The sequence below is a fragment of the Mesorhizobium loti R88b genome (assembly GCF_013170845.1).
Taxonomy (GTDB): Bacteria; Pseudomonadota; Alphaproteobacteria; order Rhizobiales; family Rhizobiaceae; genus Mesorhizobium; species Mesorhizobium loti_B.
The window spans coordinates 5,601,830-5,627,240 of the sequence record NZ_CP033367.1; the positions used below are offsets into that span (position 1 = coordinate 5,601,830).

Annotated in this window: 24 protein-coding genes, 1 tRNA gene and 1 pseudogene; 12 read left to right on the top strand and 14 right to left on the bottom strand. The window is 62.9% G+C overall.

Annotated features, from left to right (window positions below; all coding sequences use genetic code 11):
• Positions 1 to 175 precede the first annotated feature (175 nt).
• Positions 176 to 520, top strand: coding sequence for a VOC family protein (locus EB235_RS27465; RefSeq protein ID WP_027034257.1), 345 nt, complete (start codon positions 176 to 178; stop codon positions 518 to 520).
• A gap of 128 nt (positions 521 to 648) precedes the next feature.
• A tRNA-Gln gene (locus EB235_RS27470) sits at positions 649 to 723 on the top strand.
• Positions 724 to 824: 101 nt separating this feature from the next.
• On the opposite strand, the gene smc is transcribed toward EB235_RS27470, so the two are convergent.
• The 3 genes from smc to EB235_RS27485 all read right to left on the bottom strand — a co-directional run bounded on the left by smc (position 825) and on the right by EB235_RS27485 (position 5,748).
• Positions 825 to 4,283: a chromosome segregation protein SMC gene (gene smc / locus EB235_RS27475; protein WP_027034256.1), complete on the bottom strand. Its 3,459-nt coding sequence runs from the start codon at positions 4,281 to 4,283 to the stop codon at positions 825 to 827.
• Between the two features lie 57 nt (positions 4,284 to 4,340).
• Entirely contained in the window at positions 4,341 to 5,084 is a 744-nt protein-coding gene (locus EB235_RS27480; RefSeq protein ID WP_027034255.1) for a DsbA family protein, read from the bottom strand.
• A gap of 154 nt (positions 5,085 to 5,238) precedes the next feature.
• Complete coding sequence (locus EB235_RS27485) at positions 5,239 to 5,748, bottom strand: DUF721 domain-containing protein (RefSeq protein WP_027034254.1); 510 nt, start codon at positions 5,746 to 5,748, stop codon at positions 5,239 to 5,241.
• A 54-nt stretch (positions 5,749 to 5,802) separates the two neighbouring features.
• Here EB235_RS27485 and mutY point away from each other — a divergent pair, with 54 nt between their 5' ends.
• Positions 5,803 to 6,957: an A/G-specific adenine glycosylase gene (gene mutY, locus EB235_RS27490; protein ID WP_027034253.1), complete on the top strand. Its 1,155-nt coding sequence runs from the start codon at positions 5,803 to 5,805 to the stop codon at positions 6,955 to 6,957.
• Positions 6,950 to 7,561, top strand: a complete 612-nt coding sequence (locus EB235_RS27495; RefSeq protein ID WP_027034252.1) for an HAD family hydrolase — start codon at positions 6,950 to 6,952, stop codon at positions 7,559 to 7,561. Before mutY ends, EB235_RS27495 begins: the two co-directional genes overlap by 8 nt.
• Positions 7,562 to 7,625: 64 nt before the next feature.
• On the opposite strand, the gene EB235_RS27500 is transcribed toward EB235_RS27495, so the two are convergent.
• A complete protein-coding gene (locus EB235_RS27500) occupies positions 7,626 to 8,759 on the bottom strand; it encodes a site-specific DNA-methyltransferase (RefSeq protein WP_027034251.1) in 1,134 nt (377 codons plus the stop codon).
• Between the two features lie 178 nt (positions 8,760 to 8,937).
• Here EB235_RS27500 and EB235_RS27505 point away from each other — a divergent pair, with 178 nt between their 5' ends.
• Positions 8,938 to 9,627 (top strand): HAD family hydrolase, encoded by a 690-nt coding sequence (locus EB235_RS27505; RefSeq protein ID WP_027034250.1) that lies wholly within the window; start codon positions 8,938 to 8,940, stop codon positions 9,625 to 9,627.
• A gap of 42 nt (positions 9,628 to 9,669) precedes the next feature.
• On the opposite strand, the gene EB235_RS27510 is transcribed toward EB235_RS27505, so the two are convergent.
• Positions 9,670 to 10,431 (bottom strand): hypothetical protein, encoded by a 762-nt coding sequence (locus EB235_RS27510; protein ID WP_027034249.1) that lies wholly within the window; start codon positions 10,429 to 10,431, stop codon positions 9,670 to 9,672.
• Between the two features lie 129 nt (positions 10,432 to 10,560).
• Between EB235_RS27510 and thrC the strand changes: the two genes are divergently transcribed.
• Genes thrC through EB235_RS27530 form a run of 4 tightly spaced genes read left to right on the top strand, consistent with a single transcriptional unit; the run spans position 10,561 to position 16,771 of the window.
• Complete coding sequence (gene thrC / locus EB235_RS27515) at positions 10,561 to 11,958, top strand: threonine synthase (RefSeq protein ID WP_027034248.1); 1,398 nt, start codon at positions 10,561 to 10,563, stop codon at positions 11,956 to 11,958.
• 14 nt (positions 11,959 to 11,972) lie between these two features.
• Entirely contained in the window at positions 11,973 to 13,265 is a 1,293-nt protein-coding gene (locus tag EB235_RS27520; protein ID WP_027034247.1) for a M16 family metallopeptidase, read from the top strand.
• A 14-nt stretch (positions 13,266 to 13,279) separates the two neighbouring features.
• Complete coding sequence (locus EB235_RS27525) at positions 13,280 to 13,879, top strand: GNAT family N-acetyltransferase (RefSeq protein WP_027034246.1); 600 nt, start codon at positions 13,280 to 13,282, stop codon at positions 13,877 to 13,879.
• Between the two features lie 3 nt (positions 13,880 to 13,882).
• Positions 13,883 to 16,771: an EAL domain-containing protein gene (locus EB235_RS27530; protein WP_027034245.1), complete on the top strand. Its 2,889-nt coding sequence runs from the start codon at positions 13,883 to 13,885 to the stop codon at positions 16,769 to 16,771.
• A gap of 158 nt (positions 16,772 to 16,929) precedes the next feature.
• On the opposite strand, the gene EB235_RS27535 is transcribed toward EB235_RS27530, so the two are convergent.
• Positions 16,930 to 17,538 carry a YqgE/AlgH family protein gene (locus tag EB235_RS27535; RefSeq protein WP_027034244.1) on the bottom strand — a complete coding sequence of 203 codons (609 nt, stop codon included), beginning with the start codon at positions 17,536 to 17,538 and terminating at the stop codon, positions 16,930 to 16,932.
• A gap of 172 nt (positions 17,539 to 17,710) precedes the next feature.
• Between EB235_RS27535 and EB235_RS27540 the strand changes: the two genes are divergently transcribed.
• The 3 genes from EB235_RS27540 (at position 17,711) to EB235_RS27550 (ending at position 19,568) form a co-directional block, all read left to right on the top strand.
• Positions 17,711 to 18,517, top strand: coding sequence for a protein-disulfide reductase DsbD domain-containing protein (locus EB235_RS27540; protein ID WP_027034243.1), 807 nt, complete (start codon positions 17,711 to 17,713; stop codon positions 18,515 to 18,517).
• An 83-nt stretch (positions 18,518 to 18,600) separates the two neighbouring features.
• Complete coding sequence (locus EB235_RS27545; protein ID WP_027034242.1) at positions 18,601 to 19,086, top strand: peroxiredoxin; 486 nt, start codon at positions 18,601 to 18,603, stop codon at positions 19,084 to 19,086.
• 5 nt (positions 19,087 to 19,091) lie between these two features.
• Complete coding sequence (locus EB235_RS27550) at positions 19,092 to 19,568, top strand: DUF2938 domain-containing protein (protein ID WP_027034241.1); 477 nt, start codon at positions 19,092 to 19,094, stop codon at positions 19,566 to 19,568.
• Between the two features lie 13 nt (positions 19,569 to 19,581).
• Here the strand turns inward: EB235_RS27550 and EB235_RS27555 are convergent, their stop codons facing one another.
• The 8 genes and pseudogenes from EB235_RS27555 to EB235_RS27590 form a co-directional block, all read right to left on the bottom strand.
• Positions 19,582 to 20,163, bottom strand: coding sequence for a histidine phosphatase family protein (locus EB235_RS27555; RefSeq protein WP_027034240.1), 582 nt, complete (start codon positions 20,161 to 20,163; stop codon positions 19,582 to 19,584).
• Between the two features lie 41 nt (positions 20,164 to 20,204).
• On the bottom strand, positions 20,205 to 20,738 hold the full coding sequence (rnhA, locus tag EB235_RS27560) for a ribonuclease HI (protein ID WP_027034239.1): 534 nt from the start codon (positions 20,736 to 20,738) through the stop codon (positions 20,205 to 20,207).
• Positions 20,735 to 21,697: a homoserine kinase gene (locus EB235_RS27565; protein WP_027034238.1), complete on the bottom strand. Its 963-nt coding sequence runs from the start codon at positions 21,695 to 21,697 to the stop codon at positions 20,735 to 20,737. Before EB235_RS27565 ends, rnhA begins: the two co-directional genes overlap by 4 nt.
• Positions 21,698 to 21,702: 5 nt before the next feature.
• Positions 21,703 to 22,713 (bottom strand): 4-hydroxy-3-methylbut-2-enyl diphosphate reductase, encoded by a 1,011-nt coding sequence (gene ispH, locus EB235_RS27570; RefSeq protein WP_027034237.1) that lies wholly within the window; start codon positions 22,711 to 22,713, stop codon positions 21,703 to 21,705.
• 87 nt (positions 22,714 to 22,800) lie between these two features.
• Positions 22,801 to 23,556 carry an SURF1 family protein gene (locus EB235_RS27575; protein ID WP_027034236.1) on the bottom strand — a complete coding sequence of 252 codons (756 nt, stop codon included), beginning with the start codon at positions 23,554 to 23,556 and terminating at the stop codon, positions 22,801 to 22,803.
• A complete protein-coding gene (locus EB235_RS27580) occupies positions 23,553 to 23,939 on the bottom strand; it encodes a DUF983 domain-containing protein (RefSeq protein WP_027034235.1) in 387 nt (128 codons plus the stop codon). The genes EB235_RS27575 and EB235_RS27580 overlap by 4 nt, the downstream gene beginning before the upstream one ends.
• Before the next feature lie 21 nt (positions 23,940 to 23,960).
• Positions 23,961 to 24,438: pseudogene (locus EB235_RS27585) on the bottom strand (L,D-transpeptidase family protein).
• 90 nt (positions 24,439 to 24,528) lie between these two features.
• A complete protein-coding gene (locus tag EB235_RS27590; RefSeq protein WP_027034234.1) occupies positions 24,529 to 25,410 on the bottom strand; it encodes a cytochrome c oxidase subunit 3 in 882 nt (293 codons plus the stop codon).
• Position 25,411 lies beyond the last annotated feature (1 nt).

Genomic DNA, 25,411 nt, shown 5'->3' on the forward strand with positions numbered 1-25,411 from the left:
AAACGAAAAGTTCCGACCGTGTCCGACTTTGGAGCGATATGATGCTGCAGTGCGAAAGGCAAGCGCCGCCCAAAGCCGTATGGTCGCTACAATCGATTAAGCAAAAGCCGCGTCAAAAAGACTTGCCACCTCACAGGCGGAAGACTAGAACATAACGAGAACAAAGAGGTGCCCCATGCGACTGTCCGGAAGACTCGACTATCTGGAAATGCCGGCCACTGGCGGAACGCTGGACCGGCTGAAGGCTTTCTACAGTACCGCCTTTGCCTGGTCGTTCACAGACTATGGGCCGACCTATTCGGCCTTCGCAGAAGGGCTGGACGGCGGCTTCCAGGCCGATGCCGCTGAGGCGCCGGGCAAGCCGCTGCCCGTGCTCTATAGCGAAAATCTGGAGGAGACGGTTGGCGCCGTCGAAAGTGCCGGCGGCACGATCGTCAAGCCGATCTTCCCGTTCCCCGGCGGCCGGCGCTTCCACTTTCTCGATCCGGCCGGCAATGAGCTGGCCGTCTGGGGCAAATAGGCCGCCTGGACATGATCTCGCGGCGTTTTGTGGATTGCTCGTTTTGAGCGTTCTCGCTGTCGCTCATAGGATTGTGCTTTTCGGCTGCTCTGCTAATAACGCGCCGCACAAGCGACTCTGACGGCAATTGGGGCGTCGCCAAGTGGTAAGGCATCGGTTTTTGGTACCGACATTCCCAGGTTCGAATCCTGGCGCCCCAGCCAGAGATTAAGTTAACAAAATCAAATAATTGGTTTTCTACTCTACGGAGACTGAAAGTGGCCAAGCGTCTCGGATCGTCCATGCGATCCAAGTAGCCCAGGCCTCAGCTCGCCTCGCGCATCGCCTCTGCCGCCTGCAAATCGACCGACACGAGCTGGCTGACCCCCTGCTCGGCCATGGTCACGCCGAACAGCCTGTCCATGCGCGCCATGGTGATCGGGTTGTGCGTGATGATGACGAAACGCGTCTCGGTGGTCTTGGCCATCTCGTCCATGAGATTGCAGAAGCGTTCGACATTGTGATCGTCGAGCGGCGCGTCGACTTCGTCGAGCACGCAGATCGGCGCAGGGTTGGTGAGAAACACGGCGAAGATCAGCGACATCGCCGTCAACGCCTGCTCGCCGCCGGACAAAAGCGTCATGGTCTGCGGCTTCTTGCCCGGCGGGCGGGCCAGGATTTCAAGCCCGGCCTCGAGCGGATCCTCGGATTCGATCAGCTGCAATTCCGCCGTGCCGCCGCCGAACAGATGCGAGAACAACCGCTGGAAATGGCCGTTGACGACATCGAAGGCGGCCAGCAGCCGCTCGCGGCCTTCGCGGTTGAGGCTCTGGATCGCTTGCCTGAGCTTGCGGATCGCCTCGATGATGTCCTCACGCTCGGAAACGATCGTCTCCAGCCGGTCGGACAGCTCCTTCTGCTCTTCCTCGGCGCGCAGATTGACGGCGCCGAGCCGTTCGCGCTCGATCTTCAGCCGGTCGAGCTGGCGTTCGATCTCCGGCATTTCGGGCATCGGATCGTCGGCTTCCAAGCCGGTATGGCGGATGACCAGATGCGGCGGCGTGTTCAGCGTTTCCTGGATACGCGCTTCGACTTCCAGCCGGCGCTCGTCGGCCGCCGTCAGCCGTTCCTCGGCGCGCACGCGGGTCTCGCGCGCCTCGGCCAACGACTGGATGGAGCCGGTGGCCAGCTTGTCCAGCTCGGCTTGCTTGGTCTCCGCTTCCTGCAGGCGATCGGCCGCTGCCTTGCGCAAGGTCTCCGCCTCGGTGAGCTGCGACAGCAAGGCGCGCCGTTTGGCGTCGATTTCGTCAGGCGCGTCGGCAAGCCGTTCGCGCTCGGCCTCGGCCTCGGCCTTGCGTTCGCCAAGCGATGCGATCTGCGTCGAGGCGTTTTCGGCACGTACCAGCCAGTTGCTGCGTTCGGCGTCAATGGCGTCGAGCCGGCGCGCGCGCGCCTCGGCCTCGCGCCGCAAACCCTCATGAACGGCACGTGCATCTGCGAGCGTGGCGCGGTCGCGCGAAACATTTGCCGAGGACTGTTCGAGCTGCAATTGCAGGTCACCCAGATCAGGTGCGTCCTGCAGCAGCATTTCGGCCTCGACGAAAGCCGCCGAGGTTTCTTCATGGCTGTCGACGATGCGGGTGCGGGCCTCGTCCAAAGCGGCACGCCGGCTCGATAGTTCACCGCCGGCTTTTTCGGCCTCGGCCAGCGCATTGCGGGCAGCGTCCAGCCGATGCTGGGCTTCACGTCCGGCCTGGCGTGTGTTGCGTTCGGCTTCGCTTGCCTGGCGAAGCGCCTGTTCAGCCTGCGCCAATGCCGCCTCGGCCTGGCGCAGGATGAGGGTCGCCTGCACCGCCTCGGCATCGAGTTCGGCCAGCCTGTTCTTCTGCGCCAGCCGCTGCGCCGCGGCCGTCGGTGCATCGGCACTTGCGGTGAGGCCGTCCCAGCGCCAGAGCGCACCCTCGCGACTGACCAGCCGCTGGCCTGGCGCGAGCAGCGCCTGCAACCGGCGGCCGTCGGAGGCCTCGATGATGCCGATCTGCGCCAGGCGGCGGGCAAGCTGCGCCGGGGCGCGAACCACGCTGGCCAGGCTCCTGATCCCTTCCGGCAGAGCCGCGTCACCAAGCTGGATTTCGCTTTCGCCCCAATGCACCGGCGCGCTGCGGTCGAGCGGCACGTCGAGATCTTCGCCAAGGGCAGCACCCAGCGCCGTCTCGAAGCCGCGCTCGACGCTGATCTGCTCCAGCACGGACGGGAAGAGATCGCTGCTGGCTGCATTCAGGATCTTGGCCAGCGTCCGTGCTTCCGTCTCGATCCCCGCAAGTTCCGCCCTGGCATCCTGAAGCGGCGGGCGAGCGGCGCTTTCGCCGGCGCGGGCATCGATCACCGACTGTTCGGCCTCCAATACGGCAGCTTCGGATTCCTCCAACAGTGCCATCGCCTGTTCGACCAGCACCCGCTTTTCGGCCGGATCCGGCAGGCCGGCGACCTTGGACAGGATATCCGACAGTTCGCGGTCGACCTCGGCGAGCTGGCGGCCAAAGCGGTCGCGGCGCTCGGCGGTGTCGCGCAACGTGCGCTCGATCTGGTTGCGCGAGGCGGCCGCCTCGGCTCGCTCGGCGGTCAGCGCGGCGAGCTTGGCTTCGCTCTGCGAGAGCGTTGCCGCAGCCTGTTCGAAGGCAGCCCGGGTGGTTGCCTCGCGCGCGGCGGCGCCGGCATTTTCCGAATTTAGAGTCGCTTCTTCGGTGCGCAGGCGCTCAAGAATGTCGGCATTGTCGCGCACCATGCGCTCTTCGCGGGCAATGTCGCCATCGAGTTGCTGCAGCCGACGCTCGATCTCGGCCTGACGCGCGCGGATGCGGCCGGCTTCCTCCTCGATCTGCGACTTGGCGATCGACAGGCGCTGGAAGGCGGCGGCAGCGGCGGCTTCGGCGTCGCGCAGGTCAGGCATGCGGTGTGCGCCGATGCCTTGCTCCCTGGCGGCAGCCATCTGCGCGGCAGCGCGGTCGCCGACCAGGGCCGTGGCAACCGCCAGCGCAGAACGCGCCTCGCCTTCCTGCGTCTTGGCCAGCGTCCAGCGCAAATGCAGCAGCGTGGCCTCCGCCTTGCGAATATCGGCCGACAGGTTCTTGAAGCGGGACGCCTGGCGCGCCTGGCGCTTCAGGCTTTCGATCTGGCTTTCCAGCTCGCCGACGACATCATCCAGGCGTTCAAGATTCTGCTCGGCGGCCTTCAGCCTCAGCTCCGCCTCGTGGCGGCGGGTGTGCAGGCCGGAAATGCCGGCAGCCTCTTCCAGCAGGGCGCGGCGCGCCTGCGGCTTGGCCTGGATCAGTTCGCCGATACGACCTTGGCCTACCATCGATGGCGAACGCGCGCCGGTCGACTGATCGGCGAACAGAAGCTGCACGTCCTTGGCGCGCGCTTCCTTGCCGTTGATGCGGTAGAGCGAGCCGGCCTCGCGTTCGATGCGGCGCGACACCTGCAATTCATCGGCATCGTTGAAGGCAGCGGGCGCCGAGCGATCGGTGTTATCGAGGAAAAGCGTGACTTCGGCGGTGTTGCGGGCGGGCCGCGTTCCCGAACCGGAAAAGATCACGTCGTCCATGCCGGACGCGCGCATGTTCTTGTAGGAGCTTTCGCCCATCACCCAGCGCAGCGCCTCGACAAGGTTCGACTTGCCGCAGCCGTTCGGCCCGACAATACCCGTCAGGCCGCGTTCGATGACGAACTCGCCGGGCTCGACGAAGGACTTGAAACCAAGGAGGCGGAGGCGCGAAAACTTCATTCACGCGCCCCATACGGGCGAGCGCCGAAACGCTGCCGCTTCAGCGCTGACCTGATGTCAGAGCAGAGGGTCGAGGATGGCCGACATTTCCTCAATCGACATCGCCCCTTTGTAGGTCTTACCGTTGATGAAGAAGGTCGGTGTCGAGTCGACCTTGAATTCATTGGCGCCGCGCTTCTGGACCGATCTCACATCGTCCAGAAGTTTCTGGTCCGTCAAGCAGGCCTCGAAGGACTCCTGTGTAAAACCGGCGAGCTTCGAGATTTGCAGCAGCGCATCCTTGGTGTTCGACACGCCAACCCAGTTCGCCTGCTGCGCAAACAGCACGTCCACCATCGGGAAATAGTTGTCCTTGGCGCAGCGCGCCAGCATGAAACCGGCTTCCGCGCTCGGATCGAATGGGAATTCGCGCAGGATATAGCGCGCCTTGCCGGTGTCGATATACTTCTTCTTCAGGTCCGGGAAGGTGGTTTCGGCGAAATGCGCGCAGTGCGGGCAGGTCATCGAGGCGTATTCGACGATGGTGACCTTGGCGTCATCCTTGCCGAGCTGCTTGTCGGGTAGCGCGCCCGGCTTCAGCAATTCGGCCATGTCGACGTTGCCCTGAGACTCGGGAACCTGAACGGCCGCCGGCGTCGCCGGCTTGGCGGGAGTGGCCGGTTCCGCCGGCTTCACATCCGCCGCCTTGGCCTGTTCGCCGGAGTCGCTGCAGGCTGCGAGCAGGGCCACCGCCGGAATAGCAGCCAGCGAAGACAGGACGTTTCTGCGAGACAGACTTTTGCCGAACGAAGGACGGTTCATACGAATCACCTGACAAGGGTTGGATTTTGCAATGCAAAGGCACGAAAAGGCGAGAGTTGGCGCGAATTAAGGCATCTCGATCCCCAATCCAATCGCGAAACCTGACAAAGGCCATCACGAATGCGAGATGTTGACGACAAATCGATGACTGTCTTCAAGGGATTTTTGACTTCCTTTCACCGAGGATCGTTGCGCCAAGCCTTTCCAGCGAGGCGCGCAACCCGTCATCCTCGATCAGTTCGACCGTGCTGGACAATTTCGTCTTCTCCGCCATCGTCAACGGCCTGAAGGTCGGTTTAGGCCGTCCTTTGTCCGCCGTCACCGGTTTTTGCACGATCCTGATGCGGCCTATTGCCGTAAAGCCGAGGAAAGCGTTGACCCGGTTTATGATCTCGCCGGTCTCATGCTGCAGGTGAAGTGCGGCCATGCCTTCGCAGGCGACAACCAGCACCGCCGGTTCGAACGGATCGTCTTCATGCATGCGGCGCGGCCACTGGATCTTTTCAGGCCGCGAGCGGCTGGCCAGCCGCGGTCCGGCGATTTCTTCCCAGGACTGGACGAGACCAATCGAAATGCCAGCCCGCTTGCGCAGCACCGGATCGAGGATTTTGGTGGCAAGATCGCTCACCGGGACGGGATTGCCGTAGGGCGTTCTCCCTGCCATGTACGTTCTCCAGCCACGACCCCAGCAGATACCGGCCAGGCCAATACACGATCAATGGCACCAGCAGACCAGACCCGCAAGGCCCAGACTGACAAGGTCCAGACTGACAGGGTAATGTCAGGCGATACCGCGTCGCGCCTGCTCGCCTGGTACGATGCGCACCACCGCGAACTGCCGTGGCGGGTGAGCCCGCGCGACCATGCACGCGGCGTGCGGCCCGATCCCTACCGCATTTGGCTGTCCGAAGTCATGCTGCAGCAGACCACGGTCGAGGCGGTGAAATCCTATTTTCGCGCCTTTGTAGAGAAATGGCCTGATGTCCAGGCACTGGCCGCGGCGCCGACCGAGGACGTGATGAAAGCCTGGGCGGGGCTCGGTTACTACTCTCGCGCACGCAACCTCAAGGCCTGTGCCGATCTGGTGGCAGCGCGCGGCGGCCGGTTTCCCGATACCGAGGCCGGTTTGAGAGACCTGCCCGGCATCGGCGCCTATACGTCGGCGGCCATCACGGCGATTGCCTTCGACCGCCCGGCCGCCGTTGTCGACGGCAATGTCGAACGCGTCATATCGAGGCTGTTTTCGATCGCAACGCCGCTGAGCGAAGCCAAGCCTGAGATACGCGCCCGTGTCGAGCGCATGGTGCCGCCAACCAGGCCGGGCGACTTCGCCCAGGCGATGATGGATCTCGGCGCCACGATCTGCACCCCGCGCCGGCCGCGCTGCATGCTGTGCCCGCTGCGCGAAGACTGCAGTGCTGTCCTTGCAGGTGACCCCGAGCATTTCCCCGTACGCCTGCCAAAGGCCGACAAGCCGCAACGACGCGGCGCTGCTTTCGTTGCCGTGCGTGACGACGGCGCCATTCTTCTGCGCAAACGGCCAGAGAAAGGTTTGCTCGGCGGCATGACGGAGGTGCCGACAACGGGCTGGACGGCGCGGGTGGACGGGGCCACGACGTCGGCCGCGGCACCCTTTCCCGGTGACTGGCGACGCGCCGGCACAATCACGCATGTCTTCACCCATTTCGCGCTCGAACTCGACGTCTTTCACGCCCATGTCAAAGGTGATGCGCCGGAGGGACATTTCTGGTCGCCTGCCAGTGAGATTTCCGGGGAGGCGCTGCCAACTGTCATGAAAAAGGCAATCGAGGCTGCGATACCCGGCGCGACGAAAAAACCGTCGCCACACAGTGCAAAGAGGCCCCATGACTGAAATCCGCCACATCGTTTTCGACATCGGCCGGGTGCTGATCCACTACGATCCGAACATTCCGTTCAGCCGCCTCATTCCCGATGCCGAAGAGAGAAAGTGGTTCTTCGACAATGTCTGTACGCATGACTGGAACATAGAGCAGGATCGCGGCCGGACCTGGGAAGAAGCAGAGGCACTCCTGATCGCCGACCATCCCGAGCACGCGGAAAACATCCGCAATTTTCGCCGCCACTGGCACGACATGGTGCCGCATGCCTATGGCGACAGCGTCGCGATCATGCTTGGGCTGATCGAGAGCGGGCACGATGTGACGATGCTGACCAACTTCGCCGCCGACACGCTTGCCGAAGCGAGGCTGCGCTTCGATTTTCTCAGCCGCCCGCGCGGCGTAACCGTGTCGGCCGATATCCGTGAGATCAAGCCCGACCGCCCCATCTACGACCATCACGTCGCCGCGTTCGGCCTCGAACCATCGGCCACATTGTTCATCGACGACAGCCAGAAGAATGTCGATGGCGCCAAGGCCGCCGGCTGGCAGGCGGTGCTGTTCACGGATGCAAAAACGCTCAAGGCAGACCTTGAGCGCTTCGGAATCAAGGCGTGATCTGAATCGCTTCCGGCGAAGCGCTCATATTTTGAATCAACGCGAAAGCAGCAATTGGCGGGGTTCAGGCCCCTGCCCGCTCCATGCCCAACCGGGCAATGCGGCGCAGTTCGTCGATTGGGGTGAGCCCGCCACTGCGCTCATAGTGCCAGAAGGTCCAGCCATTGCAGGCATCCAGCCCCTGCACTTCTGCACCGATCTTGTGGATCGAGCCGGCGCTGTCGCCGATCGCCACCGTGCCGTCGGCACGCACCTTGGCCGCCCAGCGCTTCTTGGCGTCATAGAGCGTGGCACCCGGTGTCATCAACCCGGTGTCGATCAGGCTGACGAAAGCGACGCGCGGCTCGGCGCGCTTGCCGGTCAGCACGGTGAGATCGGCGCTTTCCAGCGGCCGCACCGCGTCGATGCGCTCGTTGGCGGCGTCGATATAGGCCTGCTCGCGCTCGATGCCGACGAAATGGCGGCCAAGGCGCTTGGCGACGGCGCCTGTCGTGCCGGAGCCGAAGAACGGATCAAGCACGATGTCGCCAGGCTTGGTCGAGGCCATCATGATGCGGGCGAGCAGCGCTTCCGGCTTCTGCGTCGGATGCAATTTGTCGCCATTGTCGTTCTTCAGCCGCTCGCCGCCGGTGCAGATCGGAAACAGCCAGTCGGAGCGCATCTGGATGTCGTCGTTCGAGGCTTTCATGGCTTCGTAGTTGAAGGTGTAGCCCTTGCCCTTCTGGTCGCGCGAAGCCCAGATCATGGTCTCATGCGCGTTCTGGAAGCGGCGGCCGCGGAAGTTCGGCATCGGGTTGGTCTTGCGCCAGACCACATCGTTGAGGATCCAGAAGCCCAGGTCCTGCATCTTGGCGCCGACCCGGAAGATGTTGTGGTAGGAGCCGATGACCCAGATGGTGCCATTGGGCTTCAACACCCGGCGCGCGGCCAGCAGCCAGGCGCGGGTGAAGGCATCATAGGCCTCAAAACTCTCGAACTGATCCCAGTCGTCGTCGACGGCGTCGACCTTGGACTGGTCGGGACGGTGCAGGTCGCCGTCGAGCTGCAGATTGTAGGGCGGATCGGCGAAGATGACGTCGATGGATTTCTCTGGCAGCCGGTCGAGGGCCGCGACGCAGTCGCCTTTCAGGATGGTGTCCAGCCATTCGGATTGCTGGGGGGCATGGGAAAGCTCGTCGAGAAGACGCACGGCAGACATTTTTACACCCAAGGCACGCGTTACTGTTTACTCCCCGTTATGGTTACCGATCAGCGTAAATATTCAGTGAAGGCCGCGGGAATGGCTTGCCTGGTTTGCGAAGGCCGGGCCGTTGGTGTATGCCGCGCCGCTTGAGCCCTCAGAGGCCATTCCTTCATCCTCCTTGTTCCGGATCACCATGCCCCAGCCAGACCTTGTCATCTTCGATTGCGACGGCGTGCTCGTCGATTCCGAAATCATCGCCGCGCGGGTCGAGGCTGAGCTGATCACGCTCGCCGGATACGAAATCTCGGCCGAGGAGATTGCCGAGACCTATGCGGGACTGACGTTCAAGGACATCCTGATGCGGATCGAGGAGAAGTCCAAGATCCCGTTCCAGGCGTCGCTGATCGACCGTGCCGAAGAGCTGGTCGACCGCAAGCTGCGCAGCGACGTTCGTGCCATCGAGGGCGTGCGCGAAGCCGTGGCCTCGGTCACGACACAGCGCTGCATCTGCTCCAACTCACGCTCGGAGCGGATAGAATTCATGCTGGAGAAGGTGCATCTGCTGCCGTTTTTCGCCGGCCGTATCTTCTCGGCCCTGGAGATACCGAGCAAAAAGACCAAGCCTGCCCCGGACGTGTTCCTGCTCGCGGCGGAAAAACTCAATGCCAAGCCGGCGAACACTTTTGTCATCGAGGATTCGGTGCACGGCGTCGCGGGCGCAAGGGCAGCCGGCATGCGCGTCATCGGCTTCACCGGCGCCAGCCACAGCTATCCCGGCCATGCCGATGCGCTGACCGAGGCAGGCGCCGAAACGGTCATTCGCCGCTGGGCAGAGCTGAAAAGCGTGATCGCGGCGCTGTCGGAGTGGTCGGCCGACGCCTGAGCAACGTGCGTTTGGACGCACGCTGCTCCTGAAACACCGAGGTTAGTTTGTCGCCGCGGCCTTCTTGCGGTGCGTCTTCTTCGGCTTGTCCGTCGTCGCCTTTGGCGCGGTCTCGTCATATCCGGCATAGGCCTGATAGTCCGCCGCCGTCGGTGCCGGCACGACGATGTTGGAGTCGGTGAAGACGAACTGGGTGGCGACCGAGGGATCGGTGACCTGAACCTGATACTGGTGGATCTGCGAATAAAGCACGTCGGTGCCGTGCATCACCGCTGTGCGGATCGGCATGGTGATGGTGCCGGGCGAGAACTTCGGTCCGGGCACGATCTTGCCGGCGACCGCGATCTTCATCGTCAACTGCCCGTCGGCGCGGCTGCAGTCGCGGGTCACATCGCTGATCGATGCCTGGTAGATGATGTTCACCGACTCATCGGGCGCCGCCGCGGCGGCGGCGGCATCCGCCGCGGCCTGCGCCTGTGCCTCCTGCGCCTGTTGCTCGGCTTCAGCCTTGTTCCTCGGCTTGTGCATCGGCTTCGACTTCGCCTTGGGCTTCTGGACTTCCTTGGCCATGGTGTTGAAGAATGCCGTGCCGTCCCGGACCGTCACCCTGGGGCAATAGGCATTCAACTGGCTGGCCAGTACCTTGGGATCCTGCGGAGGTGGCGGCGCGGTCGGATCCTTCTTGCCGCCCAAGCCGAGGTTCAGGATGCCATTGTCGCCCGATTGGCAGCCGGCGGCGGCGAGCATAAAGCCCGTGAGCGCAAGACCCGCCAAAAAGCGACCACTTGATGTACGAAACGCCATGAAACTCCCACTTCCCTCTCGCAAAGCTGGTGACGTATATCAACGGCGCGGCAAAAATGCGACTGAGCCAGCGCAGAAATTAACCACCTTGTGGTGAACGGAAAGCCAAGCTTCGAACGGATCTGTGACATGCAATATGTGAGTACCCGCGGGGAAGCACCCGCGCTTGGATTTTCCGATGCCGTGCTGGCGGGCCTGGCGCGCGACGGCGGGCTTTACGTGCCGCGCGAATGGCCGCAGTTTTCAACTTCCGAGATTCGCGCCATGCGCGGCCTTGCCTATCCCGATCTCGCCATCCGCGTGCTGTCGCCGTTCCTTGGCGGCGAAATCGCAGCGCCGGTCTTCGAACGCCTGGTGCGCGAAGCCTATGCCACGTTCCGCCACGAGGCCGTCTGCCCACTGGTCCAGACCGGTCCCAACATTTTTGTCCTCGAACTGTTCCATGGGCCGACGCTGGCCTTCAAGGACGTGGCGATGCAGTTGCTCGCCCGGCTGATGGACCATGTGCTTGCCGAACGCGACCAGCACGCCACTATCGTCGGCGCGACGTCGGGCGATACTGGTGGCGCGGCTATCGACGCCTTTGCTGGACGCAGCCGCACCGACATCTTCATCCTGTTCCCGCATGGCCGCGTTTCGCCGGTGCAGCAGCGGCAGATGACGACGTCGAAGGCTGAAAACGTCCATGCGCTGGCGATCGAGGGCAATTTCGACGACTGCCAGGGCCTGCTCAAGGACATGTTCAACGACCATGCCTTCCGTGACCGGGTGGCGTTGTCGGGGGTCAATTCCATCAACTGGGCCCGCATCATGGCCCAGATCGTCTATTATTTCTCCTCGGCATTGTCGCTCGGCGCGCCGGACAGGCCTGTATCCTTCACCGTTCCGACCGGCAATTTCGGCGATATCTTCGCCGGCTACGCCGCCAAGAAGATGGGCCTGCCGATCGAACGGCTGGTCATCGCCACCAACGACAACGACATATTGGCGCGCACCTTCGCCACAGGCGAATACCGCACCAAGGGCGTCTTCGCGACAACCTCGCCATCGATGGACATCCAGGTGTCGTCGAACTTCGAACGCCTGCTGTTCGAGGCCTCAAACCGCGACGCGGCGACCGTGCGGCGCTACATGGATGGCCTGAAGCAGTCCGGGGCCTTCACCATTGAAGCCCGTGAAATCAATGGGATGCGGTCCGAATTCGACGCCGGCCGCGCCGATATGGACGAGGTCGCCGCCACCATCCGCTCGACACTCGCGGGCAGCAACTACCTGCTTGATCCGCATACCGCGGCGGCCATGCATGTGGCGGCCGGCAAAGCATCGGGCGCTGTTCCCATGGTGGTGCTGGGCACGGCGCACCCGGCAAAATTCCCGGCCGCCGTGGAGGCCGCCTGCGGGGTGTCGCCAGCCCTGCCCGCATGGCTAGGTGGATTGATGACATTTGAGGAAAAATACACGGTACTTCCATCTGACCTGAAAATGGTGGAAGATTACGTCAGCCGCCGCGCGCGGGCGGCGCGTTAGGGAGTACGAGCCATATGGGTGTTGAGGTAAGCCGTCTGTCGAACGGCCTGACAGTCGCCACCGAAACCCTTCCAAGTATCGAATCGGTTGCCTTGGGTGCCTGGGTCAAGTCCGGCGCCCGCAATGAACGCGACGACGAGCATGGCATGGCCCATCTGCTCGAGCACATGGCGTTCAAGGGTACGAAGCGGCGAACGGCGTTCGAGATCGCCTCGGAAATCGAGGATGTCGGTGGCGAGATCAATGCCGCCACCAGCGTCGAGACCACCTCCTACTATGCCCGGGTGTTGTCCGACGACGTCCCGTTGGCGGTGGATATTCTCGCCGACATTCTGCAGGAATCCGAATTCGACCCGCAGGAACTCGAACGCGAGCAGCACGTGATCCTGCAGGAGATCGGCGCCGCGCACGATACGCCAGACGATATCGTGTTCGACCGTTTCACCGAGACGGCCTTTCGCCACCAGACCATCGGCCGCTCGATCCTGGGCACGCCCGAGACGGTCAAATCCTTCACTTCGAAACAGTTGCACGATTTCATCGAACGCCAATATGGCGCCGAACGGATGGTCATCGTGGCTGCCGGCGACATCAAGCACGACAATTTCGTGCGCGAAGTGGAGAAGCAACTTGGCGGCTTCCGCAGCAAGGCCGACAGCACCATCCCGCAATACGCGCAATATGTAGGCGGCGATTTCCGCGAGGACCGCGACCTGATGGACGCACAGATCGTGCTGGGCTTCGAAGGCCGCGCCTACCATGTGCGCGACTTCTACGCCTCGCAGGTGCTGTCGATGATCCTCGGCGGCGGCATGTCATCGCGCCTGTTCCAGGAAGTCCGCGAAAAGCGCGGCCTGTGTTACTCGGTCTATGCCTTCCACTGGGGCTTTTCCGACACCGGCATCTTCGGCGTCCATGCCGCGACGGGCCAGAGCGACATCGCCGAGCTGGTTCCCGTCATCATCGATGAATTGCAGAAGGCCGGCGAAAATATCCTGCAGGAAGAACTCGACCGGGCGCGCGCCCAGTATCGTGCGGGGCTGATCATGTCCGCCGAAAGCCCGGCCAGCCGCGCCTCGCAGATTGCGCGGCAGCTGCTTTTGTTCGGCCGGCCGATCGCCAAGGAGGAATTGATGGAGCGCCTGTCGGCGCTGACGATCGAGCGGCTGACCGACCTGTCGTCGCGGATGTTCTCGACCAAGCCGACGCTTACCGCTGTCGGGCCTGTGGGTACGCTGGCACCATATGAAGCGATCCTCGATTCGCTTCCGGGCACGCAGACCACGGCCCGCAGGCTCGCCGTCTAAGTCCCCAAAGCGTCGTGTTCGCGCTCCCTTTCTTTCGCCGTGACCTGCCGGCGCTGAAGGGCAACCTCGTCACGTTGCGTGTGCCATTCACCAATGACTACCGTGAATGGTCGACGGTGCGCGGCGAAAGCCGCGCCTTCCTGGAGCCGTGGGAGCCACGCTGGACCCCCGACGAGCTCGACCGCACGGCATGGCGGCTGCGCATCAGCCGCTACCGCGAAGACTATGCGCAGGGAACGGCGATCGCCTTCTTCATCTTCGAGAAGTCGAGCGGCAAATTGGCGGGCGGCATCACGCTCGGCAACATACGCCACGGCGTCTCGCAAAGCGGCCATGTCGGCTACTGGATCGGCGAGCGTTTCGGCGGCCGCGGCCTGATGACCGACGCGGTCAAGGTCGTAGCCCGCTTCGCTTTCGATACGCTGAGGTTGCACCGGATCGAAGCGGCCTGTATTCCCGACAATATCAGGTCGATCCGCGTGCTTGAAAAAGCCGGATTCCGGCGCGAAGGACTCTTACGATCCTATCTCAGGATCAACGGCATCTGGCAGGACCACTACCTCTACGCCCGGATCGCGGACGATCCGCTGGGCGGCGCGGGAACGAAGGACTGATTTTTGACGAATTTCCTGCGAAACGGGCCGCTTTTCGCCTTTGTCCTCGCGGCAATCGTGACGCTATGCGCGGCTTCGTCGGCCTTTGCCGTTGAGCCGATCAAGATTGCCCGCGACGACATCGCGCTCGACCTGTCGGGTGCCGTCGAGATCTATCGAAACCAGGGCGACAATTTCCAGGTATCGACCGCACCTGGGCCGGACGGCATCGTGCGGCGCATCGAGGTCGAGGCGAAGGATGCGCGATCGACCGGCGACTGGGCGGTGTTCGCACTCGCCAACACCACTGACCAGCAGCTCGACCGGCTGATCGTGGCGCCGCATTTCCGGCTGGTGAATTCCGGCATCTTCTGGCCCGATCTCGGCTCGACCCGCCTGGCAGCGATCACGCCCAGCGAAGGCTTCGCGCTCGACCGCCAGACCAGCCCCGATGCCGACGTGTTCCGGGTGACGCTGAACCCCGGCACGGTGATCACCTTCATCGCCGAGCTTGCCTCGCCTAAGCTGCCCCAGGTTTATCTGTGGGACCCGGAATCCTACAAGGATTCGGTCAATTCCTACACTCTGTTTCGCGGCATCGTCATCGGCATTGCCGGCCTTTTGGCGCTGTTCCTGACCATCCTTTTCGTGGTCAAGGGGACCTCCATGTTCCCGGCGACCGCCGCACTTGCCTGGGCGGTGCTTGCCTATATCTGCGTCGATTTCGGCTTCCTCAACAAGGTTATCGAGATCTCGCCCGGCAATGAGCAGATGTGGCGAGCAGGAACGGAGGTGGCGCTTGCGGCGACCTTTGTGGTGTTCCTGTTTGCCTATCTCAACCTCAACCGATGGCACGGCCATTTCAGCTATGGCGCGCTGGTCTGGATTCTTGGGCTGGTGCTGATTGCCGGCGTCGCCATTGTCGATCCGGCGGTGGCCGCCGGCATCGCCCGCATCTCGTTTGCCGCCACCGCCTTCACCGGGCTCGGCCTGATCATCTTCCTCGGCCTGCGTGGCTATGACCGCGCCATCATGCTGGTGCCCAGTTGGGTCATGGTGCTGTTGTGGCTATGCGGGTCGTGGATGGCGATCACCGGCATGCTCGACAATGACATCGCCCAGCCGGCGCTCGGCGGCGGGCTGATCCTGATCATCCTGTTGATCGGCTTCACCGTCATGCAGCACGCCTTTGCCGGCGGTGCGCTGCATCAAGGCCTGTTCTCCGACCTTGAACGGCAGGCGCTGGCGGTAGCCGGATCGGGCGACACGGTGTGGGACTGGGACGTGCTGCGCGACCGCGTGGTGACCAAGCCCGATGTCAGCATCCAGCTGGGCCTGGCGCCCAACAGCCTTGGGGGCGCTGCGCGCAACTGGCTGCCGGTGCTGCACGCCGACGACCGCGACACCTTCCGCACGACGCTCGACGTGGTGCTTGAACACCGGCGCGGCAGGGTGTCGCAGAACTTCCGCCTGCGCGGCGCCGACGGGCATTATCACTGGTTTTCGCTGCGCGCACGCCCGGTAATCGGATCCGACGGTGAGGTCATCCGCTGCGTCGGCACCATGGTCGATGTCACCGAGCAGAAGAAGTCCGAGGAGCGGCTGCTGCACGACGCCGTGCACGACAATCTGACCGGGCTGCCGAACCGCGAACTTTTGATGAACCGGCTGGAGGCGATCATCTCGATCGCCCGCACCGAAGAGAAGGTGCGCCCGACCGTCTTCGTCATCGACATCGACCGCTTCAAGCAGGTCAACGATGGGCTCGGCATCTCGGCCGGCGACACCATTCTGCTCACCATTGCGCGCCGCTTGCACCGCTTGCTCAAGCCGAAGGATTCGCTGTCTCGCTTTGCCGGCGACCAATTCGCGCTGATGCTGCTCTCCGAACAGGACCCGGCTCGCATCGCCGGCGTGGCCGATGCCATCAAGCACGCCATCAACAATCCGATCACCTTTGCCAAGCGCGAGATCGTGCTGACCGCGTCGATCGGCCTGATCACCTGGAATTCGCCGCAAATGTCGGCCGAGGACATGGTCAAGGACGCCGAGCTCGCCATGCACCAGGCCAAGCGTTTTGGTGGCGACAGGATCGAGCCGTTCCGCCCGGCTTTCCGCACCGTTGGTACCGACCGGCTGCAGTTTGAATCCGACCTGCGGCGCGCCATCGAGCGGCGCGAATTCACGCTGGCCTACCAGCCGATCGTTCGGCTGGAGGACGGCAGCGTTGCGGGCTTCGAAGCCTTGCTGCGCTGGGACCATCCGCGCCGCGGCATGATCCCGCCGGCCGATTTCATCCCGGTCGCCGAAAGCTGCGGGCTGATCGTGCAGCTTGGACTGTTTGCCATGCAACAGGCGGCCGAGGATCTCGCCGGATGGCAAAAGCAGATTGGCGATGCGCCGCTGTCGGTCTCGGTAAATTTGTCCAGCCGCCAGCTCATCCGCCGCGATCTGGTCAGCGACGTCCGCTCGGTCATCGCACGCGCCAATCTGAAGCCGCGCTGCTTCCGGCTCGAACTCACAGAATCCCTGGTCATGGACAATCCGGAACAGACCGCTCATGTGCTGACCAAGCTGAAGCAGCTCGGCATCGGACTGTCGCTGGACGATTTCGGCACCGGCTATTCATCGCTCGCCTATCTGACGAGGTTTCCGTTCGACACGATCAAGATCGATAAGAGTTTTGTCGACGACAGCACACCCAAGCGCGCCGTGCTGCTCAAATCCATGGTCAACATGGCGCATGAACTCGGCCTGTCGGTGGTCGCCGAGGGCATATCGGACGAACGCGATGCCCTGGAACTGCGCCAGATGGGTTGCGAATATGTGCAAAGCTTCATGTTCGGCGCGCCGATGCCCGCCGATCAGGTGCTGAAGACGTTGAAGGAGCAGTACCCGCTGACGCAGGCTTAGAGGCCGTTTGGAAACTCTACTCCTGCGGCCATCTGATGGCGCTTTCTGCGCTTCCGGTGCTCACGTACCAAAAGTACCCTCCGCTCCGGTTCTCGAAATCACCATCATATGACTCGCATGAGCGAGTTTCGAAACGGCCTCTGCGTCGGCCTGATGGGTCAAGCGTGTCCGGCCGCCAGGCTCAAATGAGCGAGATCGATGCCGATCGAGGCCAGAATCCGATCGTATTTGCGCTCGATGTCGGCGTCGAACAGAAGCTCGGGGCTGGCCGGGCAGGTCAGCCAGCCATTCTCGGCGATCTCGGTTTCAAGCTGGCCGGCGCCCCAACCGGAATAACCGAGCGCCATCAGCGCGCGGCGGGGGCCGCGGCCCGACGAGATGGCGCGCAATATGTCGACGGTCGCGGTCAGGCAGATGTCCTCGGAGACAGTCAGCGACGATTCCACGCGATAGTCGCCAGAATGCAGGACGAAGCCTCGGCTGCGATCGACAGGCCCGCCATTGCGCACGACGAAATCACGCGCCTGCGCCGGCAGGCGGATCGCCTCCTGCTCGTTCATGATGCCGAGCTGCACCAATAGGTCCGGAAACAGCATCTGCTGTGTCTGGTTGATGATCAGGCCCATCGCGCCTTCATCGCTGTGGGCGCAGATGTAGATGACCGAGCGCGTGAAACGGTCGTCCTTCATGCCGGGCATGGCAATCAGGAACTGATCGTCGAGAAAGCCGCGTCCGGCGGCTGTCTTCTTATGGCGCAACAAATCCATGGTTGGGAGGGTAACGCGTTTCCCGGGCGTCGAAAAGATGCACTGCAGCGGATTCGACCAAAGCCCATGGCGCCAGCCCCGCACTTGTTTGTCCGCAAGGGTCACGCAAATATGATATCGGCATCGCCATGAAATCATTGCGAAGCCACGAACGGACGATCAAATCACCGCCATGCAAAGCTTGAAAATCCTGTTGCTCGGCGCCGCGCTCGGACCGGCAACCATCCTTCCCGCCCATGCCTCATCGTCCGCCTGGTACAACAGCGAAGGCGGCAAGGTCCGGCTGGTGACAACAGGCAAACCCGATGCTGCCGGCCGCATCCTGGGCGTTCTCGACATCGCCCTGAAGCCCGGCTGGAAGACCTATTGGCGCGATCCGGGCGACGCCGGTGTGCCGCCGCAGCTCGACATTTCACCCAGCACCAACATCGCCGGTGCAGCGCTCTCTTTTCCAGCGCCCCAGCGCCATGATGACGGTTATGGCAAATGGGCAGGTTACAATTATCCGGTTTCGCTGCCCGTGACATTCACGCTGGCGACGCCGAACCAACCGGCTGTCATCGATGCCGACATCTTTCTCGGTATTTGCGAAACGATCTGCATTCCCGTGCAGACACGGCTGACCGTCGACCCCACTTCCGACCCGGACAATGCCGACGACGCGGCATTGGTGAAGGCTGCTTTCACGGCGCTGCCGGCGCCGGCAAAGCCCGATTTCGGCATCAATGTGCTACCGGGTGATCACGAGACGCTGGTTGTCGAGGCGAGCTTTCCTGGCGCGTCCGAAGCGGCGGATTTCTTTGTCGCCGGCGAGCGGGACTACATGTTCGGTGCTCCGGTTCGCAGCGAAAAGGACGGCAAGCTGATCTTCACCGTGCCGATCCTCGATCGACCGTCGACAACGCCCACGGATGGCGGACTTCACTATACGCTGACCAGTTCGTCAGGCGCAGTCGAAGGGCTTTTGCCTTTCCCTTGATCCAGCTTGTCCGGACGGTTGCAGGACGACGCCGAGTTCGCTACGCAAGCACACATCCTTCCCATTCTCCAAGCGAGGAACTCATGACCATTTCCGTTGGCGACAAGCTGCCCGAGGCAACCTTCAAGACGATGACCGCCGATGGCGCCAAGGCGATCACCTCGGCCGAGATTTTCCCGGGCAAGAAGGTGGTTCTGTTCGGCGTTCCCGGCGCCTTCACGCCGACTTGCAGCAACAACCATTTGCCCGGCTATCTCGAAAACCACGACGCCATCCTGGCGCGCGGCATCGACACCATTGCCGTCGTTTCGGTCAACGACGTCCATGTCATGGGCGCCTGGGCGCGCTTCACCGGCGGTGAAGGCAAGATCCTGTTCCTCGCCGATGGCAATGGCGATTTCGCCAAGGCGGTCGGCCTCGATGTCGATCTCTCGGCCGGTGGCCTGGGGCAGCGCTCAAAGCGTTTTTCGATGATCGTCGACAATGGCAATGTGACCACGCTCAACATCGAAGGCAGCCCGGGCCAGGCCGTCGAGTCGAGCGCCGCCAAGATTCTCGAACAGATCTGACCTCGATGTTCGATATCGCCTGGCGCGCCATCGCGATCGGCATCGGCGCCACGGTGCTGGTGGACCTCTGGGCAGTCTTCCTGCACAAGGCGTTCGGCCAGCCACGGCCGAACTGGGGACCGGTCGGACGCTGGGTCTGGCACCTCCGCGACAAGGTTTTTCACGACGATATCGGCGATGCGGTGCCCTATGCCCATGAAGTGTCGCTCGGCTGGGCGTTTCACTATTTCGTCGGCATCGTCTACGGCATCATCCTGGTCCTGGTGGCCGGAGCTGGCTGGCTGGCTGCGCCGACCTTCCTGCCGGCCTTCATCCTCGGCATCGTCACCGTCGGTGCCGGCTGGTTCCTGCTGGCGCCGGGCCTGGGCGCCGGATGGGCAGCCTCGAAGCGACCCAATCCCATGCAGATCCGGGCGCTCAACCTGGTCTCGCACACAGTGTTCGCGCTCGGGCTTTGGGGCACGGCGCTGCTGATCCGCTGAGGTTCTAAGCCGCTCAGGTCGGCCGCATGTCGACCGGCCGCCATCCATGGATAAGGCGGCGCGTGGCGATATCGTAAGCAAAATAGTTGCCGCCGCCCGCGGGCTGATCCGCTGCGCGGCTTATCTCCCGTCCGCTGAGAGACAGCAGCAGGAGCGTTCCTACGCCTCCATGGCCGACAAAGGCTATGTCTCCGGCCTCATCAGCGCCGAGCACGGCCTCGACCTCGCTCACAATGCGCTGCTGCGCATCGATCGCCCGCTCCCAGCCGCGAATGCTTTTGTGCGGATTGGCGAAGAACTGGTCGGCGACCGCCTCGAACTCCGGCGGCGGCAGGAAGCCCGTCGCGGAGCGGTCATTCTCATGCATTTTGTCCCTCACTTCGACTGCAAGGCGGAGATGCCTTGCGAGAATCTCGGCGGTGTCTATCGCCTTGCGTTCAGCCGATGAAAAGATGCGCCGGATCGGCCCGACCCATGGTTGATCGAGCATGGCAAAGGCTCTCGCTCGGCCGACGTCGGACAGCCCCCATTCCGGCACGGGAATCGCGGCATCCATCTGAACCTGGGGATGGGTGATGTAGTAGGCGATCGGCATGACAGATGTCTCCCGCCAGTCGAGGGCCGCGAAGCAGGACTTCAATAGCTCTGGGTCGAACGACGCGCCTTGGTGGCAAGCGGCTGCTTTGCCTGGAGATCCGGCTTTGGCGCTGCAACCGCAGGCTTGAAAGAGCCTTTCTTGAATGGCGCCATGCCTTCGCGCGCGAGCTCGTCGGCGCGTTCGTTCTCGGCATGGCCGGCATGGCCCTTGACCCAGTTCCAGGTGACCTTGTGGCGCTTGTTGGCTTCATCAAGTGCCTGCCACAGCTCGCCGTTCTTGACCGGCTTCTTGTCGGCGGTCTTCCAGCCGTTCTTCTTCCAGCCATGAATCCACTTGGAAATGCCGTCCATGACATATTTGCTGTCGGTATGAAGCTCGACGGTGCAAGGCTCCTTCAGCGCATTCAGCGCCGAAATGGCCGCCAGCAGTTCCATGCGGTTGTTGGTCGTCTCGGCTTCACCGCCGGAAAGCTCCTTGGTGGTGCCGTTGAAGCGCAGGATGGCACCCCAGCCGCCAGGGCCGGGATTGCCCGAGCAGGCGCCGTCGGTGAAGATTTCAACCTGTTTGCTCATGCTAACCCATATTCCGAAGCAGATTTGATCGCCCGGTGAAAACGGATCCGTCTGATGTACTCGGTCGGATCGCGCTTCATGACCAGGCCGCCCTCGGGCACGGTGAGCCAGTCATAGAGCCGGGTCAACATGAAGCGCAGCGCCGAGCCGCGCGCCAGCATCGGCAATGCCGCCTTTTCCTGATCGCTCAGCGGACGCACGCTCTGATAGCTCTCAAGCAACGCCTTGCCCTTGGTGAGGTTGAAGGAAAAGTCCTTCTCGAAGCACCAGGCGTTGAGGCAGGTAGCGACATCATAGGCGTAGAGGTCGTCGCAGGCGAAATAGAAATCGATCAGGCCGGACAGCTTTTCGCCGAGGAAGAAGACATTGTCCGGGAAAAGATCGGCATGGATGATGCCCGCCGGAAGGTCCTTCGGCCAGTTCCGCTCAAGGTCCAAAAAATCGGCGTCGACCTCGGCCGCCAGCCCAGGCTCGACCTCGTCGGCTCGGTCGCGGGATGCGTCCCAAAGCTTGCGCCAGCCGTCGATGGCGAGTGCGTTGGGACGGGTCATGGAAAAATCGGCACCGGCCAGGTGCAGGGCGGCCAAAGCTTTACCGACCTCGGCACAATGCGTTGCCGTCGGGCGCCGCAGCGAGAGCCCTTCAAGGAAGGTGATGATGACCGCCGGGCGGCCAGCGAGTGTGCCGATGACGCTGCCGTCATGCGCGGTCACCGGCAGCGGGCAGGACACACCCTTGTTGGCGAGATGGCCCATCAGCCCGAGGAAAAACGGCAGATCCGCCTTCTCGACGCGCTTTTCATAGAGGGTCAGGATGTAGGAACCGGTCGAAGTGTGCAGCAAAAAATTCGAATTCTCGGTGCCTTCAGCGATGCCCTTGTAGGACAGGAGATCGCCGACCGGATAGTGCTTCAGGAATGCGCCGAGTTCGCCTTCGGCAACGTCGGTATAGACGGCCATGTGCCTTACGCGGCTCCGTTGACGAAGGCCATGTCGGCCGGCGTCAGTTCGACATCGCGCAGTACCCGCATGACCGGAAAATCCTCCGTTTCGGTGGCCGTGATGGCCAGGTCGATGGTGACATCGAAGCGTTGGCGGAACGCGTCGATGATCTCGTCGACGATGATCTCCGGCGCCGATGCCCCTGCCGACAGGCCGAGGGTCGAAATGTTGCCGATGTCATTCCACGGAATCTCGGCGGCGCGCTGTACGAGAAGCGACATCTTGGCACCTGCACGCTCCGCCACTTCGACAAGACGCCGCGAGTTAGAGGAATTGGGGGCACCGACGATCAGATAGAGATCAGCGCCCGGGGCGGTATCCTTGACCGCTTCCTGGCGGTTGGTGGTGGCGTAGCAGATCGATTCCGCCGCCGGAGCCTGCAGGGCTGGAAAGCGGTCCTTCAGCGCGCGGATGATGCCGGCGGTGTCCTCGACCGACAGCGTGGTCTGGGTGACGAAGCCGAGGGCCTGCGGGTCGGCGGGCTCGAGCGTGGCGGCATCGGCTTCGGTCTCGACCAGCGTGACAGCGCCTTCCGGCAATTGGCCCATTGTGCCGATCACCTCGGGATGTCCGGCATGGCCGATCAACAGCACATGGCGGCCAAGCCGCTGATGGCGCATCGCCTGCTTATGGACCTTGGACACCAGCGGACAGGTGGCGTCGAGATAGAACAGGTTGCGCGCCTGCGCATCCGCCGGCACCGATTTCGGCACGCCATGCGCCGAGAAGACGACCGGCGACTGCCGGTGCTCGGCCGGGATCTCGGAAAGCTCCTCGATGAAGACCGCGCCCAGGCTCTGCAGCCCTTCGACGACATAGCGGTTGTGCACGATCTCGTGGCGGACATAGACCGGCGCGCCATATTTCTTCAGCGCCAGCACGACGATCTGAATGGCGCGGTCGACGCCTGCGCAAAAACCGCGCGGCTGGCAGAGCCGGATCGTCAGCGGAGGCTTGGTGATTGTCTGAAGCATTAAATCCTGGCCGGTTCGTCAGCGCCGAAATGAGATGCCTACCCCTGTCCTGTCAAGGGCCGGCCCTGTGAAGGATGCTGCTAGCGGTCATTCCTTTTTCGCGGGACCGCGAAGCCGCAGGATGAGCACGGCGGCGAGCGCCGCGGCGAGCCCATACCAGGTGACGGCATATTGCAGATGGCTGTTCGGCAGGTCGATGATGGTGACGCCTCCGACCGGCAGACCGCCGGGATTGGGCGTCTTGTCGGCATCGATGAAGATCGGCACCAGCGTGAACCCGGCCAGCAGCCCGGCGCTCGCCGCCATCACGTCGCGGTCCTTCCAGTAGAAGATGTTCTTGGCCACGTCATTGTCGGGCAGCATCATCGACGGCTTTGCCGGCAGCGGATTGCGCGCGAGCCCGGTGATTGTCACCCTCCCCGTCACCTGCCCTTTCGAGCGCCTGGCGGCATCCTTGAGGTCATAGGGTATGAAGCCGCGATTGATCAGCACGTAACGGCCATCGTCCAGCGCCAGCGGCGTATAGACGTTGAAGCCGGCCTCGCCTTCCCAGGTCGAATAGAAATGCCGTTCGCCGGAATGCAGGAAGATGCCGGAGACCGTGACCGGCGTGTAGTCGACGTCTCCCGAGGCAGCGAATTCTTTCTCAACCTCTGCCAGCGGCAGCGGTGGCGAATGGGTGCGCTGGTCGATGGTCTGCAGAAGACCTTCCTTCCAGTGCAGGCGCTGGACCTGCCAGGTGCCGAGCGCCAACAGGATGACCAGCAGCACAAGACCAAGGCCGAGCAGCAATGCTGTCCTTGGCCGCGAACCGCCGCCAGTTTTGATGGATGCCTCGCTCATTCGCCGTGATCCAGCCGGCCTTCGGCCGCCTTGTTGGCATATTGCAGGGTGAGCAACACGCCCTTGATCAGCCTCAGTGCCGTCAGGCATAGCACCACGGCCAGCGGGACCCAGACCAGCAGATGCAGCCAGAGCGGCGGGCTCAGCGTCACGTCAACCCAGAGCGCCAGGCCGACGATGATGAAGCCGATGATCAGGATGACGAAGACCGCCGGTCCATCGCCGGCATCGGCGAAGGAATAGTCGAGGCCGCAATTGGTGCAGCGCTTGCCAACGGTGAGGAAGCCGGAAAACAACCGCCCCTCGCCGCAACGCGGGCAACGGCCATGCAGCCCAGCCGAAATCGGATCGATCGGAGGCCAGATCGCCTTGTCTTCACGCATGGAAGCGTCGTCGCCCATGGCCTACCGCTCGATCTCTATTGGCGTGCCATCGGCCACCATTGCCCAGATTTCGTCCATGTCGGAGTCCGTAACGGCAATGCAGCCATCGGTCCAGTCGACCAATTGAAGCAGCCCGCTCCACCAGCCGAAACGATTGGGCTGGCCGTGGATCATGATCATGCCACCTGCGTCGACATTGCGAGCCTTGGCAGCGGCGAGATCGTCGGCATTGGGATAGGAGATGTGGATCGATCTGTGCGCGATGCTATTGGGGTTGCGCCAGTCGAGCATATAGCGCCCCTCGGGCGTGCGCTGGTCGCCCTCCTGATGCTTGTGGCCGACAGGATCCCCGCCGAGCGCAATGCTGTAAGTCCGCAGGACCTTGCCGTCGCCGATCAACTCCAGCCGGCGTTCCGCCCAGATCCACTTTCTCAGCCGCAAGGGCCGGGTGTGCCAGGAGGATGAATGCGCAAATCGCCCAGGAGATCGTCAGCCGCATCAGCAATCGATCGGCAATCATTGCGCCGAAAAGAAGAAGGCGGCCACGTCGCCGCGGCCGCCCTCCCGAAATCGAAATCCTACGGCCGGATCAGTGGCCTTCGATCACCGCGCCGACCGATCCCCAGACATAGATCGAGGCAAACAGGAACAGCCAGACCACGTCGACGAAGTGCCAGTACCAGGCGGCCGCCTCGAAGCCGAAATGCTGCTTGGGCGTGAAATCGCCCTTCATCGCCCGGACTAGGCAGACCAGCAGGAAGATGGTGCCGATGATGACATGGAAACCGTGGAAGCCGGTGGCCATGAAGAAGGTGGCGCCGTAGATGGAATCCTTGAAGCCGAACGGAGCGTGCATGTACTCGTAGGCCTGCACCATGGTGAACAGCATGCCCAGGCCGACGGTCAGCACCAGGCCGTTGATCAGGCCCTTGCGATCGCCATGAATGAGCGAATGGTGCGCCCAGGTGACCGTGGTGCCCGACAAAAGCAGGATGATGGTGTTGTAGAGCGGCAAATGGAAGGGATCGAGAACCTCCATGCCCTTCGGCGGCCAGACGCCACCGGTGAATGTGGCGCGCGCGTAGTTCTGTGCCTCGCCGGCGAAAAGGCTGGCATCGAAATAGGCCCAGAACCAGGCAACGAAGAACATCACCTCCGAGGCGATGAACATGATCATACCATAGCGCAGGTGCAGCGACACGACCCGCGTATGGTGACCCTCATGCGCTTCCTTGATCGTGTCCGACCACCAGGCAAACATGGTGTAGAGCACGATCACCAGGCCGATGAAGAACAGCCACGGGTTGGCGATATTGAAGCCGAAGATCGGAAAAGTGCCACCCTTCAGGTACTCCATCAGCGCGACACCGCCGAAGGCCATGACGAGCGCTCCTACCGAGCCCAGGAAAGGCCATGGGCTGGGGTCGACGAGATGATAGTCATGCTGTGGTTTTGCGTGCGCGTCTGCCATA

What these genes read in the sequence shown, in the direction of transcription:
- EB235_RS27510 (WP_027034249.1), bottom strand. Translation starts at nt 10,431, where the DNA reads ATGGCGTTTCGTACATCAAGTGGTCGCTTTTTGGCGGGTCTTGCGCTC.
- EB235_RS27505 (WP_027034250.1), top strand. Translation starts at nt 8,938, where the DNA reads ATGCCCCAGCCAGACCTTGTCATCTTCGATTGCGACGGCGTGCTCGTC.
- EB235_RS27535 (WP_027034244.1), bottom strand. Translation starts at nt 17,538, where the DNA reads ATGGATTTGTTGCGCCATAAGAAGACAGCCGCCGGACGCGGCTTTCTC.
- EB235_RS27545 (WP_027034242.1), top strand. Translation starts at nt 18,601, where the DNA reads ATGACCATTTCCGTTGGCGACAAGCTGCCCGAGGCAACCTTCAAGACG.
- EB235_RS27580 (WP_027034235.1), bottom strand. Translation starts at nt 23,939, where the DNA reads ATGCGTGAAGACAAGGCGATCTGGCCTCCGATCGATCCGATTTCGGCT.
- EB235_RS27590 (WP_027034234.1), bottom strand. Translation starts at nt 25,410, where the DNA reads ATGGCAGACGCGCACGCAAAACCACAGCATGACTATCATCTCGTCGAC.
- EB235_RS27500 (WP_027034251.1), bottom strand. Translation starts at nt 8,759, where the DNA reads ATGTCTGCCGTGCGTCTTCTCGACGAGCTTTCCCATGCCCCCCAGCAA.
- ispH (WP_027034237.1), bottom strand. Translation starts at nt 22,713, where the DNA reads ATGCTTCAGACAATCACCAAGCCTCCGCTGACGATCCGGCTCTGCCAG.
- rnhA (WP_027034239.1), bottom strand. Translation starts at nt 20,738, where the DNA reads ATGAGCAAACAGGTTGAAATCTTCACCGACGGCGCCTGCTCGGGCAAT.
- EB235_RS27575 (WP_027034236.1), bottom strand. Translation starts at nt 23,556, where the DNA reads ATGAGCGAGGCATCCATCAAAACTGGCGGCGGTTCGCGGCCAAGGACA.
- EB235_RS27520 (WP_027034247.1), top strand. Translation starts at nt 11,973, where the DNA reads ATGGGTGTTGAGGTAAGCCGTCTGTCGAACGGCCTGACAGTCGCCACC.
- EB235_RS27555 (WP_027034240.1), bottom strand. Translation starts at nt 20,163, where the DNA reads ATGCCGATCGCCTACTACATCACCCATCCCCAGGTTCAGATGGATGCC.
- EB235_RS27495 (WP_027034252.1), top strand. Translation starts at nt 6,950, where the DNA reads ATGACTGAAATCCGCCACATCGTTTTCGACATCGGCCGGGTGCTGATC.
- EB235_RS27485 (WP_027034254.1), bottom strand. Translation starts at nt 5,748, where the DNA reads ATGGCAGGGAGAACGCCCTACGGCAATCCCGTCCCGGTGAGCGATCTT.
- EB235_RS27565 (WP_027034238.1), bottom strand. Translation starts at nt 21,697, where the DNA reads ATGGCCGTCTATACCGACGTTGCCGAAGGCGAACTCGGCGCATTCCTG.
- thrC (WP_027034248.1), top strand. Translation starts at nt 10,561, where the DNA reads ATGCAATATGTGAGTACCCGCGGGGAAGCACCCGCGCTTGGATTTTCC.
- EB235_RS27550 (WP_027034241.1), top strand. Translation starts at nt 19,092, where the DNA reads ATGTTCGATATCGCCTGGCGCGCCATCGCGATCGGCATCGGCGCCACG.
- EB235_RS27465 (WP_027034257.1), top strand. Translation starts at nt 176, where the DNA reads ATGCGACTGTCCGGAAGACTCGACTATCTGGAAATGCCGGCCACTGGC.
- mutY (WP_027034253.1), top strand. Translation starts at nt 5,803, where the DNA reads ATGGCACCAGCAGACCAGACCCGCAAGGCCCAGACTGACAAGGTCCAG.
- EB235_RS27540 (WP_027034243.1), top strand. Translation starts at nt 17,711, where the DNA reads ATGCAAAGCTTGAAAATCCTGTTGCTCGGCGCCGCGCTCGGACCGGCA.
- smc (WP_027034256.1), bottom strand. Translation starts at nt 4,283, where the DNA reads ATGAAGTTTTCGCGCCTCCGCCTCCTTGGTTTCAAGTCCTTCGTCGAG.
- EB235_RS27480 (WP_027034255.1), bottom strand. Translation starts at nt 5,084, where the DNA reads ATGAACCGTCCTTCGTTCGGCAAAAGTCTGTCTCGCAGAAACGTCCTG.